General features: G+C 59.7%; 14 protein-coding genes and 1 pseudogene. 11 read left to right on the forward strand and 4 right to left on the reverse strand.

What is annotated here, in order from left to right; all coding sequences use genetic code 11:
- Positions 1 to 14: 14 nt before the first annotated feature.
- Both G3T16_RS03515 and G3T16_RS03520 read right to left on the reverse strand, forming a co-directional pair.
- Positions 15 to 1,607, reverse strand: coding sequence for a GMC family oxidoreductase (locus G3T16_RS03515; RefSeq protein ID WP_163493854.1), 1,593 nt, complete (start codon positions 1,605 to 1,607; stop codon positions 15 to 17).
- 20 nt (positions 1,608 to 1,627) lie between these two features.
- Complete coding sequence (locus G3T16_RS03520; RefSeq protein ID WP_163493855.1) at positions 1,628 to 3,010, reverse strand: amidohydrolase family protein; 1,383 nt, start codon at positions 3,008 to 3,010, stop codon at positions 1,628 to 1,630.
- Positions 3,011 to 3,260: 250 nt separating this feature from the next.
- Between G3T16_RS03520 and G3T16_RS03525 the strand changes: the two genes are divergently transcribed.
- The 7 genes from G3T16_RS03525 (at position 3,261) to G3T16_RS03555 (ending at position 13,110) form a co-directional block, all read left to right on the forward strand.
- Positions 3,261 to 5,498 carry a TonB-dependent receptor gene (locus G3T16_RS03525; RefSeq protein ID WP_163493856.1) on the forward strand — a complete coding sequence of 746 codons (2,238 nt, stop codon included), beginning with the start codon at positions 3,261 to 3,263 and terminating at the stop codon, positions 5,496 to 5,498.
- A gap of 169 nt (positions 5,499 to 5,667) precedes the next feature.
- Positions 5,668 to 6,690 (forward strand): AraC family transcriptional regulator, encoded by a 1,023-nt coding sequence (locus tag G3T16_RS03530; RefSeq protein WP_163493857.1) that lies wholly within the window; start codon positions 5,668 to 5,670, stop codon positions 6,688 to 6,690.
- 170 nt (positions 6,691 to 6,860) lie between these two features.
- Positions 6,861 to 7,346, forward strand: coding sequence for an Lrp/AsnC family transcriptional regulator (locus G3T16_RS03535; protein ID WP_163493858.1), 486 nt, complete (start codon positions 6,861 to 6,863; stop codon positions 7,344 to 7,346).
- 304 nt (positions 7,347 to 7,650) lie between these two features.
- Positions 7,651 to 8,907: a thiamine pyrophosphate-dependent enzyme gene (locus tag G3T16_RS03540; RefSeq protein WP_163493859.1), complete on the forward strand. Its 1,257-nt coding sequence runs from the start codon at positions 7,651 to 7,653 to the stop codon at positions 8,905 to 8,907.
- A complete protein-coding gene (locus G3T16_RS03545) occupies positions 8,904 to 9,989 on the forward strand; it encodes an alpha-ketoacid dehydrogenase subunit beta (RefSeq protein WP_197911871.1) in 1,086 nt (361 codons plus the stop codon). The genes G3T16_RS03540 and G3T16_RS03545 overlap by 4 nt, the downstream gene beginning before the upstream one ends.
- An 18-nt stretch (positions 9,990 to 10,007) precedes the next feature.
- Positions 10,008 to 11,384, forward strand: coding sequence for a dihydrolipoamide acetyltransferase family protein (locus tag G3T16_RS03550; protein ID WP_163493860.1), 1,377 nt, complete (start codon positions 10,008 to 10,010; stop codon positions 11,382 to 11,384).
- Positions 11,385 to 11,853: 469 nt separating this feature from the next.
- On the forward strand, positions 11,854 to 13,110 hold the full coding sequence (locus G3T16_RS03555; protein WP_163493861.1) for a valine--pyruvate transaminase: 1,257 nt from the start codon (positions 11,854 to 11,856) through the stop codon (positions 13,108 to 13,110).
- Here the strand turns inward: G3T16_RS03555 and G3T16_RS03560 are convergent.
- Together G3T16_RS03560 and G3T16_RS03565 are read right to left on the reverse strand one after the other, a co-directional pair.
- Positions 13,085 to 14,041 (reverse strand): MFS transporter, encoded by a 957-nt coding sequence (locus G3T16_RS03560; RefSeq protein ID WP_163493862.1) that lies wholly within the window; start codon positions 14,039 to 14,041, stop codon positions 13,085 to 13,087. The two genes, G3T16_RS03555 and G3T16_RS03560, sit on opposite strands and share 26 nt — an antisense overlap.
- Positions 13,951 to 14,307: a hypothetical protein gene (locus G3T16_RS03565; RefSeq protein WP_163493863.1), complete on the reverse strand. Its 357-nt coding sequence runs from the start codon at positions 14,305 to 14,307 to the stop codon at positions 13,951 to 13,953. The genes G3T16_RS03560 and G3T16_RS03565 overlap by 91 nt, the downstream gene beginning before the upstream one ends.
- Positions 14,308 to 14,390: 83 nt before the next feature.
- On the opposite strand from G3T16_RS03565, the gene G3T16_RS03570 reads away from it, so the two are divergent.
- The 4 genes and pseudogenes from G3T16_RS03570 to G3T16_RS03580 all read left to right on the forward strand — a co-directional run bounded on the left by G3T16_RS03570 (position 14,391) and on the right by G3T16_RS03580 (position 17,768).
- A complete protein-coding gene (locus G3T16_RS03570; RefSeq protein ID WP_163493864.1) occupies positions 14,391 to 15,107 on the forward strand; it encodes a response regulator transcription factor in 717 nt (238 codons plus the stop codon).
- A gap of 276 nt (positions 15,108 to 15,383) precedes the next feature.
- Positions 15,384 to 15,824 (forward strand): annotated as a pseudogene (locus G3T16_RS22350) (aminotransferase class III-fold pyridoxal phosphate-dependent enzyme); the annotation flags it as partial.
- A 236-nt stretch (positions 15,825 to 16,060) separates the two neighbouring features.
- A complete protein-coding gene (locus G3T16_RS22355) occupies positions 16,061 to 16,747 on the forward strand; it encodes an aspartate aminotransferase family protein (protein ID WP_269473262.1) in 687 nt (228 codons plus the stop codon).
- Positions 16,740 to 17,768 carry a phosphotransferase enzyme family protein gene (locus tag G3T16_RS03580; RefSeq protein ID WP_163493865.1) on the forward strand — a complete coding sequence of 343 codons (1,029 nt, stop codon included), beginning with the start codon at positions 16,740 to 16,742 and terminating at the stop codon, positions 17,766 to 17,768. The genes G3T16_RS22355 and G3T16_RS03580 overlap by 8 nt, the downstream gene beginning before the upstream one ends.
- Positions 17,769 to 17,786: the final 18 nt, after the last annotated feature.

Here is a 17,786-nt window from a genome sequence, read left to right on the forward strand (position 1 = left end):
TTTAGGTGCACCCGCTATCGATTGTCCTCCATGATCATTGCCGCCCCTTTTTCGCCGATCATCATCGTCGGAGCATTGGTATTGCCCGACGTAATCAGCGGCATGATTGACGCGTCAACGACCCGCAAGCCGGCCACTCCCCTGACTCTGAGACGCTCATCGACCACGGCCGCGTCGTCATTCCCCATTTTACATGTGCCCGAAGGATGAACGGTGTCATAGGTCGCTGATCTCACCCATGCCGTCAGATCTTCCTGGGACTGCCGCGCGACGCCGGGCGCCACTTCGGATATGACATAGGGGGCTATGGCCGGTCGGGCGAAAATATCCCGCACACATTCGACCCCCTTAAGCATCGTCGCCATGGTTTTGCTTCCCTTGAGGAGTTCGGGATAAATGAGCGGATAATCTTGCGCATTGCTCGATGCGAGGGTTATTCTGCCTCTCCCCTCGGGTTGGCACGCATTGACTACAACCATGACCAGGTCTCTATCCGGTATCAGGAGCTTGCCATTGTCGCCGATCTCCAACCCAACCGGGGCAAAGGTCAGCTGAATATCAGGCGCGCACAAGCTGTTGTCGGAGCGCAGGAAAGCGACCGCCTGAGACATTCCCGAATTCGCCGGACCCTTTTTGAAGAACAGCCAATTCAAACCATGAATAGCTTGGTTCCACAGCGACATTTCCCGATTCCAGCTCGGCAATGCCATATGATATGTGACATAGACGGCCGGATGCTCCATATGATTGAGGCCGACGCCCGGACTATCCTGCACCACGGGGATTGCGAATTCCTCCAACTGATCGCGGGGGCCGATCCCGGATAACATGAGAATTTGTGGCGACCGGACAGCCCCACCGCTGACGATGATCTCGTTGATCGCGAATTGCTGCTGAGACGTGCCGCCTTTCTCAAATTCGACTCCGACCGCCTTTTGCTTCTCGAACAAAATGCGCTTAACGAACGCCTGGGTCAGAACCGTCAGATTGGAGCGTTTTAAGGCTGGACGCAGATAGGTAATCTCCGTGCTTTGCCGGATTCCTTTATAGGTGGTGCATGGTGTTCGGCCGACGCCCTCTTGGCGCTCGCCATTGATATCCGGGTTGTGGGGAATGCCGGCCTCGACTGCGGCCTCAATAAACACCTCGGACGCTTGAAGCATGGGATTGGCATATTCGACCCCAAGCGGACCGTCGCGGCCGTGATAGGCATCGCTGCCGATGGTGGTTTTCTCCGATTTCTTAAAATAGGGCAGGACATCAGCATAGGACCAGCCGGGATTGCCCAGCCGCTCCCAACGATCGTAATCTTGGGGATTGCCGCGAATATACATCATACCATTGATCGAACTGCTGCCGCCGAGCAGTTTTCCGCCGCCAAGCGCCTCGGTCCGGTCGCCGCAGGTCGGATCGGGCTCCATATCGTAGCACCAGTCGAAATAGGGATTGCCTTCGAGATACATGACGCCCCCGGGCGCGGTTACGACAGGGAGCCGCCCGGCCCGCCCGGCCTCCAGCAGCAGCACTTTGTTCTGTGGGTTTTCGGATAAGCGATTGGCGAGCACACAACCAGCCGAACCCCCGCCGATAATGATATAGGTCCACATAGATGTGTCTTCCACAAAAGCTACCGATATTCAAGGGCGGTGCGGTCGATCACCTTGCCGCCTTTAATCACCGCAACGATGTTTCTGGTATCGGTGATCTGGTCGGCAGGATTACCCTCGACAATCAACAGATCGGCGGTCAAGTTTTTCTGGATCGAACCAACCTGGTTTTCTATCTGTAGAATGACCGCATTATTGTAGGTCGCGCTTTGGATGACCGCCAAGTTTGGGACTTGGCCGCGGGTCCAGACCTCCATTTCATAATGCATTGCTTCACCATGGAACATCCCGGGAAACAGCGGATCGGTACCGAGGCCAACCAGTGTTCCGGCTTCGATCAAGCGCTTGGTGTTGGCGATACCGTTCTCGGGCCAGGTTTCCTCGCTGTTCTCAAAGAAGGCCTTGCCATAACCATGGTGGCCGGCTTCGACAAAACCGTCGATAATCGCCGTGGTATACTCGGGCGCGCGCATGGCCGTCAACTCGTCTTCCCCGTAAAGGTTGGCGACCAGCGGGCTATCGAGCACGGTGACACCTTCGGTCAGGATCCGATTGGTGCGGCGAAACAATTGGCGGACGATAGCGTTGGTGCCTATCGCCCAGATACCCTGCTTCTTCGCCTCCTCGACCTCTTCATCGGACAGAGGATGGGTGAAGGCGACATGGGCCCAACCATCGATTCCCGCCCGCACATAAGCTGTGGTGCCGATCCAGGCGCCGACATCGACCACCAGGCGCATATCCCGCTTGTGCGCTTCGGTGGCCAGTTGCTGCATCCGGATCAAGGGGATCATGACATAAGCCTTGATCCGGTCGACGCCGCGCTCCTGATGGAGGTCAAGCAGATTGATATAATCGGCCATGCGACTGAGCGCAGGGGCATTCAGAAAATCATCCCGTTCCGATGGCTCTTCGAAAATGTCGCCAACCGTATGAATGGTCGGACCGAGAAGATGCCCATCGTTGATGGCATCGCGTAAATCCGTGGCAATAACCAGCTCACTGCCCAAATCGCATATGGTGGTGACCCCGGCATAGAGATTGGCTTTCAAGACCCGCCCGATCTCCAGTGGCTTGTAGGTAGCGCCGGAGGGATTGACCGTCAGATGGGAATGTCCGTCGATTAGACCGGGCAGGACCGTTCGCCCCTCCCCCGAAATGACATACGCGTCAAGGCGCGCCTGAACGCTACCATGGCGACCAATTTGCTCAATTTTTCCATCGACGATGGCGATGTCATAGCCTTCCAGTGGCGCATTGCCGCGGCCGTCGATTATTCTGATATTCTTAATGAAAATCGGTCCTTGATGCAGAAAACCGGATTCTCGGGTTTCGTGTCCAGGCTTTGCCAAGGCGCCTGTCACCCACAACACGACCGTTGCGAAAATGGCTATTCTGCTCATTATTACTCCCACTCTGTCGGCACAATACATTAGGAGGCTTCTATCATAGCAGCCATCCCGTGGGGCCGTATTTGTAAGCATTAGAAATGCGTGTTCATATATTCAAAACACGCGTTTTCGAAACACGCACACTTATAAGCGCTTTTCATAAGAAACGAATAGCGTTTTCTAGTGCATGAATAGGAAAAAATGGATATGGTCCCTTATTCTGCGGGTAACCTAGAAATTAAAATATTTGAAGGGGACCTGTATGCGTCGTACTCGGATTATCGCTTCGATCCTGCCTGCGCTCTATTTCGTGCAGCCTTTGCCGCTCAATGCGCAAACCTACTTGGAAGAAATAACCGTAACCGCGACGAAGAGGTCTGAAAGCCTGCAGGATGTGCCCTTGGCGATTTCGGCTATCGCCACCGACACCATGGAAAAGCGGGGACTGGCGGAATTCAACGACTATCTTCCGATGATTCCGGGAGTCGCCTTTCAGGATCGTGGCGCCGGCCGTAACAAGATCGTCATTCGGGGTATTTCCTCGGGCGCCGATCCTGCGGAAACGCCAACTGTCGCGACTTATTTCGGCGAGGTTCTGGTCTCGGTGCTGCCGACCACCCAGCAAAGCAGCCCCAACATCAAGTTGTTCGATATCGAGCGGGTGGAAGTCTTGCGCGGACCGCAGGGCACGCTCTACGGAGCGGGCTCCATGGGTGGTACGGTGCGTATTCTGCCGGCACAACCCGATTTATACGAACATGAAGTTCTCGCTCAGGCGAGCCTGAACACGACCGCACATAGCAAACAGCTCGGCTCTGATTTCGGGGGCGCGGTCAATATCCCGCTCATTGAGGGCAAACTGGCTGTGCGTGCCGCTGCCTACCATTACCTCGACGCCGGTTTCGTCGATAACGCGGTTACACCTATCCCGGAATTCGATGTTCCGAATTTCAGCAAAAAAGACGTCAACGAGGTGACCGTAACGGGAATGCGGGTATCCGCGAAACTGCAAGCCACTGAACGCCTGGCCCTGACCACCATGGTATTTTACCAAGATACCGAAGCCGACGCCTTGCAGGAACATAACCCCGTACAAGCCGGAAAATTCGTCCAGAAGAGATATGCACAAGAAAAATTGGGCGATCGCATGAAGATTGCCAATATCGACATATCCTATGATGCGGACATGTTTAATTTCTTCTCGACAACGTCCTATCTCGAGCGGTCGACCAAGCAAACACGGGATATTTTTGGATTTTTTGGGATTCCGGCGGCGTTGCTCGACAACCAGAACGGGAATTTCTTCTCTCAAGAATTTCGCATGTCCTCGCAATCCGAAAGTCCATTTCAGTGGATCGGCGGTGTCTACTATTCTCTGGAGGAGGGGAAGATGCGCCAAAACGGTCATTTCAGCGGGACCACCGTTGATGCCGAGCGCCGCTTCCAGAATCTCCTGCTTGGCGCGCCGGTTCTGGGGCCGAACGACGATCCTTTTCCTTGGGTGCGCAGCGTGACCAGGCCCGAAACTGAACAAATTGCGGCCTTTGGCGAGATCTCCTACGCCATCACCCAACGCCTGACCGCCACTGTGGGCGGGCGAATGATGAAATATAATCAGACCGTCGATCGCAGCCATGAAGCCTCGCTTCTCGAAGGCGATGCGGTTGAGGACAGCGTGATGATGTCGGAAAAAACATTCACGCCCAAATTTCATTTCAAATACGCGCAAAACGACGATATTAGCTATTATACGCAAGCCGCGAAGGGCTTCCGTATCGGTGGCACCAACCAGAGACTGCCGAGCTTATGCGATGCCGATCTCGCTAATCTGGGCCTGTCCGCAGCACCGGAATCAACTGAATCCGATTCCATATGGAGCTATGAAGCGGGAGCGAAAGCGCGTCTGGCCGATGGCCGCGTCACTCTGAATACGGCCGCTTTCAAGATCGATTGGAGAGATATTCAGACCAACATCGTCATGCCCACCTGCGGATTCCAAACCGCATCCAATGCCGGCAAAGCGTCGAGTAAAGGGGTCGAGGTCGAATTGATCGCCGCCCTGACCGACGATTGGTCGATCGACCTCAGCGCGTCCTGGATCAATGCCGTTCTGGAGGAGGACACTATCCCTGAATCCGGGCTGGAAGGGCGGAAGGGCGATCGACTGCCCGGGCTTCCCAAATATAACCTGCATGGTGGGATCCAGTATGACTTCGCATTGAGAGATCATATCGATGCTTTCGTTCGCAGCGACGCGAGCTATGTCGGCGGTTACTACAACAGCTTTACAAACGCGCGCCTCGGAAGTGGTGAATCAGGTGATTATATACTGTTCGACTTCCGGGCTGGGATCACCGTCGCCTCTTGGTCGATCGAAGCATTCGTGAAAAACGCCTTCGACAAGACGGTTATCTTGCTGAGCGATCCGGAATTTCCCGATGGCCGGGAAACCGTCGGACGTCCCCGGACGATCGGAGTAACGGCACGATATAGAATGTAGGCTATTTTCACAGTCAATATGCCGGCAGAGCCGATTGGGAGAACCTCAATCGGCTTTTTTTGCCGTTCAACCACCGTAGTTTGCTTGTTGCGATTAACTTGGATATCATTCGATATTCAACTGTGATGGCTGTATCACCTAGTCATCCAGAGAAAAAGAGGGGGCGCCGATGGGCGGGGCAAATCAAAGCGGTCATATGGTGCTGGCCAGCTGTGAGACCGTTCCCCCCGTCTTCACGGAAACGCCCCTTGCCCTGCATCCCTCCGCTCGGGGATGGGGAAAGCAACAACAGCTCCCATCCGGTTTGTTGATCGCTTATGAAAAATTCGATCTGGACAGGGGATTCCACGAAAGTTACGGCGGCGATGACTTCCTTCAGCTTCATATCAGGCTGTCCGGACAAAGCCGCATCAAATCCCAGAAAACAATCGAGCAGACCATCGATTCTTCAACTTTCGGTATTTTGATCCACCCGAACGATGCTGAAAAAAGACATTACAGATCTGACGTCGGGGGCAGTCACGAATCCGTTACTTTGATTTGCAATCAACAAATGCTGAACGATATTTATCGCATCGACCCCACTTTGAATCCACCTGAAATTTCAAGGTTTCTTACCGGTCAGGCCTGCGATTTTTATTTGGCGGCGATGCCTCTGAAGGCAGAAATGGCTATGGCGGCGCGAGCGCTTTTGGAATGCAACATCGACCGATCCGTGCAGCATCTCTATGTCGAAGCCAAGGCCCTGGAGCTCCTCTCCTATTCGTTTGAAATTTTACACGGCATGGCACGACCGGCCTCTCAACGCCACCAAATCTCCGCACGAGATATTCGCCGTCTTCGGGAAGCTCATGAGCTGATCAGCGCCCATTACATCAATCCTTTGACGATCAAGGAAATTGCGCGTCGCGTCGGCGTCAATGAGCCAAAGCTCTGTGTGGGCTTTAAAAGCCTGTTCGGCTTGACGATTTACGAGCTGACCCAAAAACTACGAATGAGTCACGCGCTCGACCTTTTGAGAGACAGCGAGATGAGCATTACGCAAATCGCCTTTGACGTCGGTTATGAACATCCCAGCAATTTCGCCACTGCCTTCAAGCGTATAACGGGTATTTCTCCGACCGCGGCGCGATCCGCAGCAAAAACCTCAAGCCGTCCTTCGATCGACATAGGTGACGATCTGGTGGATTGATCGGATCGAAAAGTGTCCGATTTTGTTAGCCGAGTCGGGCTATCGCTGTTATTTCTGCAGGCCGACCGCATTATGTACCGTCTCCCTGGCCCAATCATGTCCCAATTGTTCCGCCGCAACGCCTAATATCGTATGATCCATACGCAAACCCACAGGCAACGGAAATAATAATGCGGGACAAACTGGACAAGATGGATCGTCACATCCTCTACCTGCTGCAGCGCGACGCCGGTCTCAGCGCCGCCGAGATCGCGGACAAAGTCGGGCTCACCCAGCCCCCCTGCTGGCGCCGGATCAAGCGCCTCGAGGATCTGGGCATCATCCAGAAACGGGTTGCGCTGCTGGACCAGCGCAAACTGGGCCTGAACGTCACCGTCTTCGCGCGGGTCAAGCTGTCCGCCCACGGCAAGCGCTCGCTGCCGGAGTTCGAGGAACAGATCCGCGAGCTGCCGGAAGTGCTGGAATGCCACACCGTGATGGGAGACTACGACTTCCTGCTGAAGATCGTCACCCGGGACATCGACACCTATGAGACCCTGTTCCGGCAAAAGCTGTCGCAGATGCCGACAGTACAGGAAATCCACTCCAACGCGGCGCTATCGCGAATCAAGCTTACCACCGAGCTGCCGCTGGACTTCAACCAGATGACGACGTAGCGCAGAATTGCGCGATCTGCGCATAAAAGTGATTGATCTGGTGCCTCCTGCCCAGAGCTGCCTGCGCCATCTGGCATAAATCATCCAAAACATCCTGCAATGACGCGCATCAACGCATAGTTAATTCCCGCCGCCTGAGCTATATTTCTTCTCTGCCGGGGGCGGCTATCGCGTGCCCGGAAGAAGGAGCTGGGGTGTGATCCACCCGCAGTCCAGACAAACAGTCACGCACCGTAACCCGGTGCCAGCGCAGACGCCCCGGCGGCCCTCACAAATGCGGCAGCCGGAGGCACAGGAGTGTATTATGCCTACGCCTACCGCCGGTCCCGCCGGCGCGTTCGCCAGCAAGTTGTATGTGCCGACAGGCTCTTCCCGCCCCGGCGAGACCCCTGATTTCAGCGCCCTGAAGCTGGTCAGCGAGACCGGGTCCTTCCAGCCGGCGACCGACTGCGAAGCCGGCGATACCGTGCCTCTCGCCCGCGGCCTGGTGCGGGTGCTGGACGATCAGGGCGAGGCCGGCGGTCCCTGGCAACCCGAGCTGTCGGACGAGCAGCTGCTGCAGGGCCTGCGCCACATGCTGCACGTGCGTGCCTACGACGATCGCATGTTCCGCATGCAGCGCCAGGGCCAGCTCTCGTTCTACATCAAGTCCACCGGCGAAGAGGCGGTGGCGGTGGCCCAGGGCATGGCGCTGCGAGGTGGCGACATGCTGTTTCCCGCCTACCGCCAGCAGGGTCTGCTGTTTGTGCGCGGCCGCGATGTAGTCGACATGATGTGTCACTGCATCTCCAATGCGCGGGACAACTGCAAGGGCCGCCAGATGCCGGTGTTCTACACCTGGAAGGACGGCAACTTCTTCAGCATTTCCGGCAACCTCGCCACCCAGTACAGCCAGGCCGTGGGCTGGGCCATGGCCTCCGCCTACAAAGGCGAGGACCACATCGCCACCACCTGGGTCGGAGACGGCAGCACTGCGGAAGCCGATGTGCACAACGCAATGTTGTTCGCCGCGACCTACCGGGCACCCGTCATTCTCAATATCGTCAACAACCAGTGGGCGATATCCACACCGCAGGCCTTCGCCGCTACCGGCACTACGTTTGCCGCCCGGGCCCTGGGCTACAACATTCCCGGCATAAGGGTAGACGGCAATGATTTCCTCGCGGTGTACGCGGTGACCGAGTGGGCCGCCCTGCGCGCGCGGCAGGGCCTGGGGCCGACCGTGATCGAGTTGCTGACCTACCGGGTAGCCGGCCATTCCACCAGCGACAATCCCGATGCCTACCGTGCCCAGGGCGAAGGCGATGCCTGGCCGCTGGGCGATCCGGTGACGCGGCTCAAGCAGCACCTGATCGGCCGCGGCGTGTGGAGCGAACAACAGCAGCAGGAGCTGGAGGCTGAACTGAAACAGTCCATCACCGACGCCTGGAAGCAGGCCCTGTCACACGGCTCACTCGAAGACGGGCCGCACTGGCCAGTGGCCACCATGTTCGACGATGTGTTCCAGCACATGCCCGCTCACCTGCTGCGCCAGCGGCAGCAACTGGAGGACGAGACATGAGTTCACCCTCCAGGCCAGCAGCCGACAACGCGGATGACGCAACGGCCCCGGCCGATTCCGACAAGCTGACAATGAGCATGGTGCAGGCGATCAACTCGGCGCTGGATTGCACCATGGCAGCCGACCCCACAGTGCTGGTCATGGGGCAAGATGTGGGGTTTTTCGGCGGCGTATTCCGCTGCACCGAAGGCCTGTATGACAAATATGGCCCCCACCGCGCCCTGGACACGCCGATCACCGAAGGTGGCATCGTCGCCGCGGCCATCGGTATGGGGGTAAACGGCCTGCGTCCCGTGGTCGAGATGCAGTTTGCCGACTACATCTATCCGGCCATCGACCAGATCATCAGCGAGCTGGCGCGGCTGCGCCATCGCAGCGGCGGCGAGTACTTCGCGCCGGTCACCATCCGCGCGCCCTGTGGCGGAGGCATCCGCGGCGGACAGACCCATTCCCAGAGCCCCGAGGGCATATTCACCCATGTCTGCGGCCTGAAAACCGTGATGCCCTCCAGTCCCTATGACGCCAAGGGCTTGCTGATCAGTGCGATCGAGGATGACGATCCGGTGATGTTCTTCGAGCCCAAGCGCATCTACAATGGCCCTTTCCATGGCCACGACAATAATGGCGGCAGTGGCAGTTGGAGTGAACACCCGCTGGGTCAGGTGCCAGCCGGACACTACCGCATCCCGCTGGGCAAGGCGGCGACCATCCGCGCGGGCAGCCAGGTGACGGTGCTCGCCTATGGCACCATGGTGCACGTCGCCGCCGCGGCCATCCGCGCCAGCGGCATAGATGCAGAACTGCTGGACCTGCGCAGCCTGCTGCCTCTGGACATCGAGGCCGTCGCGGAGTCGGTACAGAAAACCGGCCGCTGCGTGATCATCCATGAGGCCACCCGCACCAGCGGCTACGGGGCGGAACTGGTGGCAGAGGTACAGGAGAACTGCTTCTGGCAGTTGCGCGCTCCCATCGAGCGGGTGACCGGCTGGGACACTCCCTATCCGCACGCCTTTGAATGGGAGTACTTTCCCAGCCAGCGGCGCATCATAGAAGCACTGCAACGCACCCTGGCATATCACTGAGGCAGTCGACGACAGATTATGGGAATTTACAGTTTCAAACTACCGGACCTCGGCGAAGGCATCGTCGAATCGGAAATCAGCAAATGGCACGTCGCAGTCGGTGACAGCGTCACCGAAGATCAGCATATCGCCGATGTAATGACCGACAAGGCCGTGGTGGAAGTGACAGCCCCCGTCGACGGCGTGGTAACCGCCCTGGCCTGCGAGGCGGGCGAGGTACTGGCCGTGGGCCGCGAGCTGATCCGCTTCGAAGTGGCGGGCAAGGGCAATGTCGAAGCCGGAGCCGGGCAACCCGCCGCCGATGAGCCGCCCGCAGCCGGGCCAGCCCAATCACAGGCACCGCAGGACGCCGACACAGCACCCGCACCAGAAGGGGCAGGCAACGATGACAGCGGCGCCAGCGCCAAAGAGCGCAGCGCCGGGACGACGGCGACAACATCCGACATACTCCCGGCGCAAGCCGCGACCAGCGCTGAAACAGCCGCCGGCCTGCACAGCGAAGCCCCTGCTCCGGCCCTGCCCCACCGCACCGTACTGACCTCGCCCTCCGTCCGCCAGCGGGCCAGGGAACAGGGTATCGACCTCAGCCTGGTGCCGGGCAGCGGTCGCGAAGGCCGTATCGACAATCGCGACCTGGACGCATTTATCGCCGCCACCGGCTCCCGGGCCGGCGGCAGTCAGCTACGCCGACGCAGCGGCAGCAGGGAAATACCCATCACCGGCCTGCGCCGGGTCATCGCCCGCAAACTGGCCGCGGCCAAGCGCAATATTCCGCACTACTCCTATATCGAGGAAATCGACCTAACCCGGCTGGAGGAGCTGCGCGCACAGCTGAACAGCAATCGCAAGGACGGGCAAGCCAAACTGACCCTGCTGCCCTTCATCATGCTGGCGCTGGTACGGGTGCTGCCCCGCTTTCCACATTGCAATGCACACTTCGATGACGAGACCGAGGTCCTGACCGAATACGAGGCGGCACATATCGGTATCGCCACGATGACCGAACGCGGCCTGATGGTGCCGGTACTGCGCCACGTCGAGGCACTGGACCTGTGGCAGGTGGCGGACGAGCTTGCCCGCCAGGGAGAGGCGGTGCGGCAGCAGCGCGCCCCGGCGGCGGACCTGAAAGGCTCTACCATCACGATCACCAGCCTCGGTGCGATCGGCGGCATCGCCACCACACCGGTCATCAATGCGCCGGAAACAGCCATCATCGGCATCAACAAACTGCAGCAGCGGCCGGTGGTGCGCGATGGCAACATCGTGGTGCGGAGCATGATGAACATATCCGCCTCGTTCGACCATCGCATTGTCGACGGCTATGATGGCGCCCAGCTGGTGCAGGCGCTGAAACAGCTGCTGGAGCAGCCGGGCGCTATTTTTGTGCCTTATTAACCTGTTGGACGGCACTTGCTTTAATGGTTAGGTGCCAATAATCCGGTCACTACTTCCGGAGAGTACTTTCGAGACACGCCGTGAACCCGTCCATGGGGGCTCGGTTGCCGCAGGGCCTGCCCCGCGAACGCAGTGAGTGCTTTGGGCATCCATGCGGCAAACGGTCTCGAAAGTACTCTCCGAAAGTAGCGCCCTCACATCGAGCGAGGCCCTAAACAAGTGCCATCCATTACTTGGTTAAATTGTATTTACTTCGGGTCACTCCGATGGCAGGCCGGCGTCCTGGAAGGGTGCTTTCGAGACCGTATGCGACATGGATGTCGCATCCGAGCCCCCATGGATGGGTCTACGGCGTGTCTCGAAAGCACCCTTCCAGGATGTCGGCCGGACTACGAAGTCCCAAACCCTTGATAAAACCACAGGGACCTGCCGCTATTAACCAAAGACCGACCCAAGGAAACATGAAAAGATGAAGTTATCCGCCTTTGGCGACAAGTTTGCCGGCCAGTCCGGTATCGTCGAGTTGATGAGCGATCTGGGCAGCGCGCTCAACGAAAACCCCGACATGATTTTCATGGGCGGCGGCAACCCCGGCCGCCTGGCCGAGGTAGAAGCGGTTTTCCAGCAGCGGCTGGAAGCCCTGATGCGGGATCCGGCCGGGCGGCACAGCCTGTTCGGGATCTACCAGTCTCCCCAGGGTGACCTGGAGTTCCGCCAGCAGCTGGCTGCATTCCTGCGGGCACAGCTTGGCTGGAACCTGGGCGCAGCCAATATCGCGGTCGCCAACGGCAGTCAATCGGCATTCTTCATCCTGTTCAACATGCTGGCCGGCGCGATGGCCGACGGCAGCCGGCGCGCTATCCACCTGCCGCTGGCGCCGGAGTATCTGGGCTACGCCGATGCCGGGCTCAGCGAACCGTTCTTTACGGCGACGCGGCCTGGGATAGAGTTGCTGGACGGACAGCAATTCAAGTATCACGTGGATTTTTCCTCGCTGCAGCTGGACCAACACACCGCAGCCCTGTGCGTCTCCCGTCCCACCAATCCTACCGGCAATGTCCTCACCGACGAGGAGGTCGCCCATCTCGATGCGATCGCCCGCGAGCGGGATATTCCGCTGATCATCGATGGCGCCTATGGTCTGCCCTTTCCCAATATCAGCTTTGTCGCCGCCACGCCGCACTGGAACGACAACACCATCCTTGCGCTGAGCCTGTCCAAGCTGGGACTGCCGGGGGTGCGCACCGGCATCATCGTTGCCCGCGAGGAGATCATCGAGGCCTATACCAATGCCAACACCATCGTCAACCTGGCCTGTGGCACGCTGGGACCGGCGATCGCGAAGGCACTGTTTCGCAGTGGGGAGATCCAGTCCCTGACCCGCGACCATGTCACACCGTTCTATCGCGACCGGTCACAGCAGACGCTGCAGTGGTTCCGCGAGGAGCTGGGCGACCTGCCCTGGCGCTGCCACAAGCCGGAGGGCGCGATATTTCTGTGGCTCTGGTTCGAGGGCCTGCCGATCACCAGCCAGGAGCTGTATCAGCGGCTGAAACGGCGCGGTGTGCTGATCGTGCCCGGCCACAACTTTTTTGTCGGCATGACGGATGACTGGAGCCACAAGCACGAATGTGTGCGGGTCTCCTATGCCCAGGATGCCGGCGCGGTGCGCCAGGGGGTAAAACTGATCGCCGAGGAAGTCAGGCTGGCCTACGAGGACGGCTGACCTCGGCCGGCGCAGGGTCCGTTGCGGCGCCCCGCAAGCTGGCATTCCGCTGCCGGCGATGGGACAGCAACGGCACCAGGATCATGAAATAGGACAGCACAAACAGCCCGATGCCGGCCCAGACCACTCGATTGTAGTCGCCCCCGGCCAACAGTGTGGCCGCAAGCGCCGGACCCACCGCCAGGCCCAGCATCTGGGCGGCGACCGCGTAAACCACGACTCTGCCGTGGCGGTCAAAACTCGCCATCGCGGCCAGCAGGAAAGGATGGCTCAGGTTCCAGGCGAAATTGTACACGCACACGGTTACGACGTAGACCAGTGCACTGAAGGCGTCCAGCACTGCCGCCAGCACCAGCGCGCCCCCCAGTACCCCCACCGCCAGCGGCAGGATGCGTCCGTAGCGGTCACCCGCCATCGCAGCCACCAGTGCCCCGGCGATGCCCAGGAACTGGGACAGCATCAGGCCGTTGGCGACAGCCTGCTCAGTCATGCCCGCATTGGTGCCGATCAGGAACAGGTAGGCCCAGATCACGCCCTGGGCCAGAAAATAGGTGAACATTGCCAGGATCGCGAAGCAGCGCATATCAACGCCCATGTCGACAGCGTCGGCGTTGACCTGCAAATGCTCCTGGCCCGAGTCCGGCAAGCGCGACAGGCACCACCAGCCGGAGAGGCCATACAGCGCAAACCCGATGATCAAGCCCCGCACGCCCACTGCCTCCAACACTGCCGGCATCACCCACAGGCCCAGCGCGCCAAAGGTCAGCACCCCCATGATCAGATAGCCAAAATTGCGGTCGGAATTGCGGGTCAGGCCCATCACTGTAAAAGTGATCGAGATCAGACCACCGGCGCCGACACCGGTAACGAAACGCCACCATGCGAACCAGAGGGTCTGGTCCGCCGCGAGCGACAGCAGGTTCCCCGCCACAAACAGCAGCAGCGACCCGCGCAGGATGCGTTGCCAGCTGTATTGGTGTCCCCCAGGGCCAGCACCAGGGTGGTCAGCGCTATGCCCCAGACTTCGGCGGAGGCGATATAACCGGCAGCCTGCTCGCTCAGGCCGTAGAACCCCACCAGTCCCTGCACAAACCCCGGTTGCACGATGAACACCGCCGCGCCGACTGTCGCCAGAAAGATGGTGGCGAGCAGGGAGCCGCGGCTGTTCACATCCAGCGGTGTGGTGTTAATCTTCACGGCGTCTGGCATAGTGAGCGCTTCGACAAGAATACAAGCTCGATTATGCGCAAGCTCACGGCACAACACTATCCGCCAAAAGTATGACGAACCACAGCGTCAGCGAGAACTTTCCGAATCATTTCCAGCGCGAAAGCCTGGACCTGGTCAATAATCTGCTGCCGCTGAGTTCCTCGGGGTTCTACCTGGTCGGCCCGGACATGCGTCACCGAGGGGTGGTGTTGCGCAACCTGCCGGCCCAGGCCGAGCGGGACTATGCCCGCAGTTTTCGCGAACTGGACCCCTTGCGCCCGAGCCGGTTCCAGCGCAGCGATACCCGGGTGGCCTGCATCGACGAACTGGCGACGGAAGCGGAATTGCTGGCCTCGACTTACTACCGGCAGTTCATGGTACCGCTCAACCACCGCCATGTGGCGGACATGTTTTTCCGCCGGGACCAGGATATCATTGCCGTGTTGACCATGTTGCGGGCGGCGGACCTGGGTCCGTTTTCCAGCCGGGAGTTGACGCTGTTGCGCACTCTACAGCCCTTTCTCGAATTCACGCTGAACAGCGTTTATCTGCCCAGGCGCTACCGGGAACGGGAATCCATCCAGCAGCAGCACCAGCTCACCGAGCGCGAACTGGATGTGGTCGAACTGATCATAGCCGGCGCCAGCAACAAGATGATCGCAGCGGAACTGAACCTGGGCATTGCCACGGTAAAAACCCACATCCAGCATATCTTTCACAAACTGGAGGTTCCGTCCAGGACGGCGCTGAGTGCCCGCCTGCTGGGCGATCTGAACCTGCGGCAATAATCCCGCCGAAGTCCAGCGGGGCCACGGCATTCATCCTTTTGGCGGATAGTGTCGGCGGCCGCAACCCCCTAAGATAGCCCGACACATTGCTGTCTCATGTTTTCGCAGAGTAGGGACTGGGGACTTCGATCTCCGAGACATCAACCGGGGTGGGGTGTTCAAGACACGCCGTGAACCCCTCCCTGGGGGCTCGGTTGCAGCATCCATGCTGCAAACGGTCTTGAACACCCCACCCCGGTTGATATCTCTACTCTGGCTGCCGAAATCCAGACAGCAATGAGTGCCACGATAGCTGTGCACAACCCGAATACCGCGTGGCAATGGAGGATTTCCGTGACTGAGCAAGGCAACAAATCACTGCTACAGCGCCGCTACCAGGTGCTGGGCAGCCATTCGCCGCTGTTCTACGACGAGCCGCTGCATCTGGTGCGGGGTGAGGGCGTGTGGCTCTACGATGTCGATGGGCGCCGCTATCTGGATGTATACAACAATGTACCCCATGTGGGCCACTGTCACCCCAGGGTGGTCGAGGCGATCGCCCGGCAGGCCGCCACGCTCAACCTGCATACCCGCTACCTGCACGACAATATCGTCAGCTACGCCGAACGCCTGACCGCGAAATTCGATCCCTCGCTCAACATGGCCATGCTGGCCTGCAGCGGCAGCGAAGCCAATGAAGTCGCGCTGCGCATGGCCCGCCACCACAGCGGTGGCCAGGGCATCATCGTCACCGACTTCGCCTACCATGGCAACACCGAGGCGGTCGCCGAAACAGGCACGAGCTTCATGCCCGAGGCGCAGCTTACCCGCCGGGTCCGGTCTTTCCCGACCCCGACTGCTACCACCACCCGGACGGGATCAGCCCGGATCGACTGGCGGATTACTACGCCGACGCGGTACAGGCGGCGATCGACGCCTTCGCCGCGGACGGGATCAAGCTGGCGGGCATTCTGGTGTGTCCGGATTTCGCCAATGAGGGCCTGGTCAATGTGCCGGCCGGGTTCATGGCCAAGGCAGTGGACCGGGTACGCGCCGCTGGCGGCCTCTATATCGCCGACGAGGTACAGGGTGGTTTTGGCCGCACCGGCAAATACTGGTGGTCGCACGAATGGTCGGGAGTGATTCCCGATATCGTGACGCTGGGCAAACCGATGGGCAACGGTCACCCGGTGTCCGGCGTGGTGGCGCGGGGAGACCTGGTGGAGGCTTTCGGAGCGTGGGGCATGTATTTCAATACCTTCGCCGGCAACCCGGTTTCCTGCGCCGCAGCGCTGGCGGTGCTGGACGTACTGGAACAGGAGCGATTGCTGGACAACGCGGTGGAGGTGGGCGCGTACGTGGCCAGCGGCCTGCGCCGCCTGCAGGACAAGCACGAGCTGATTGGCGACGTCCGTGACAAGGGCCTGTTCTTCGGCGTGGAGCTGGTGAAAAACCGCACCACCCGGGAGCCCGCGGCTGCCGAGAGCAAGGCGCTGGTCAATGCCATGCGTCGTGAAGGGGTGCTGATCAGCGCCATCGGACGCCAAGGCCAGGTGCTCAAGATGCGCCCCCCGATGCCTTTTTCCAGGGACAACGCAGACCTGCTGCTGGAGACACTGGACCACTGCCTTGGCGAAACAGGAAAGGAACAACATGACTGATTTTTATCAATTGGATGCAGCGGGACAAACGGCCTGCATGACCGAGTTGGCGCAGGCGGCACTGACTCACTGGCAGATCGGCGTAGCTGACCTCGCCCTGATCAAATACCGGGAAAATGCGGTATTCTGTGTAACCGATACTGCCGGCACCCGCTTTGCGCTGCGCATTCACCGGGCCGGCTACCACAGCGATGCCGAACTGCGCTCGGAATTGCAGTGGATCCGGGCGCTGGACCAGCACGGAATCGCGGTACCCTCCGTCATCCCCACACGAGACGGCGCCAGCTTCGCTGTCGTGCAGACGGCCAGCGTCCCCGAAGCGCGCCAGGTCGACCTCTTCGCATGGGTATCCGGCAGCCAGTTGGGCGCAGTGGAAGCGGCCGGCGCCCTTGCCGCACCGGTGGTCGAAACTTACCAGACCATTGGCGCGCTGGCCGCACAACTGCACAACCAGGCCACCTGCTGGCAGCCGCCCGCCGATTTTCAGCGCCACAGCTGGGATGCGCCGGGGCTGGCGGGAGAGCAACCTTTCTGGGGCCGTTTCTGGGAGCTGCAGGCGCTCAATCCGGCGCAGCGAAAGCTGCTGCTGACCGCCCGGGACAGGGTGTTTGCGGACTTGCAGCACTATGGCGCCTCGCCAGAGAACGCGGACCGCTACAGTCTGATCCACGCTGACTTTGTCGCCGAGAACCTGCTGGTGGACGGCGACCAGGTGCGCCTGATCGACTTCGACGACGCCGGCTTCGGCTGGCATCTGTTCGAACTGGCGACGGCGCTGTACTTTGAGAAGGACCAACCCCATTACAGCGATGCGTTTGCCGCCCTGATCGAGGGCTACCGCCGGCACCGCAGCCTGCCGGACGCGCAGTTGGCCCGGATGCCGTTATTCTACGCAGCGCGAAGCTTCACCTACCTGGGCTGGGTACATACCCGCCAGGAAACCGAAACCGCCCGCGAGATGACGCCGATGCTGATTGAAAAGGCCTGCGCGGTAACCGACGAATATCTGTCAACACATTGAAGGCCAGGAACTCACAGG

Origin of the sequence: Kineobactrum salinum (assembly GCF_010669285.1) — a bacterium.
Taxonomy (GTDB): Bacteria; Pseudomonadota; Gammaproteobacteria; order Pseudomonadales; family Halieaceae; genus Kineobactrum; species Kineobactrum salinum.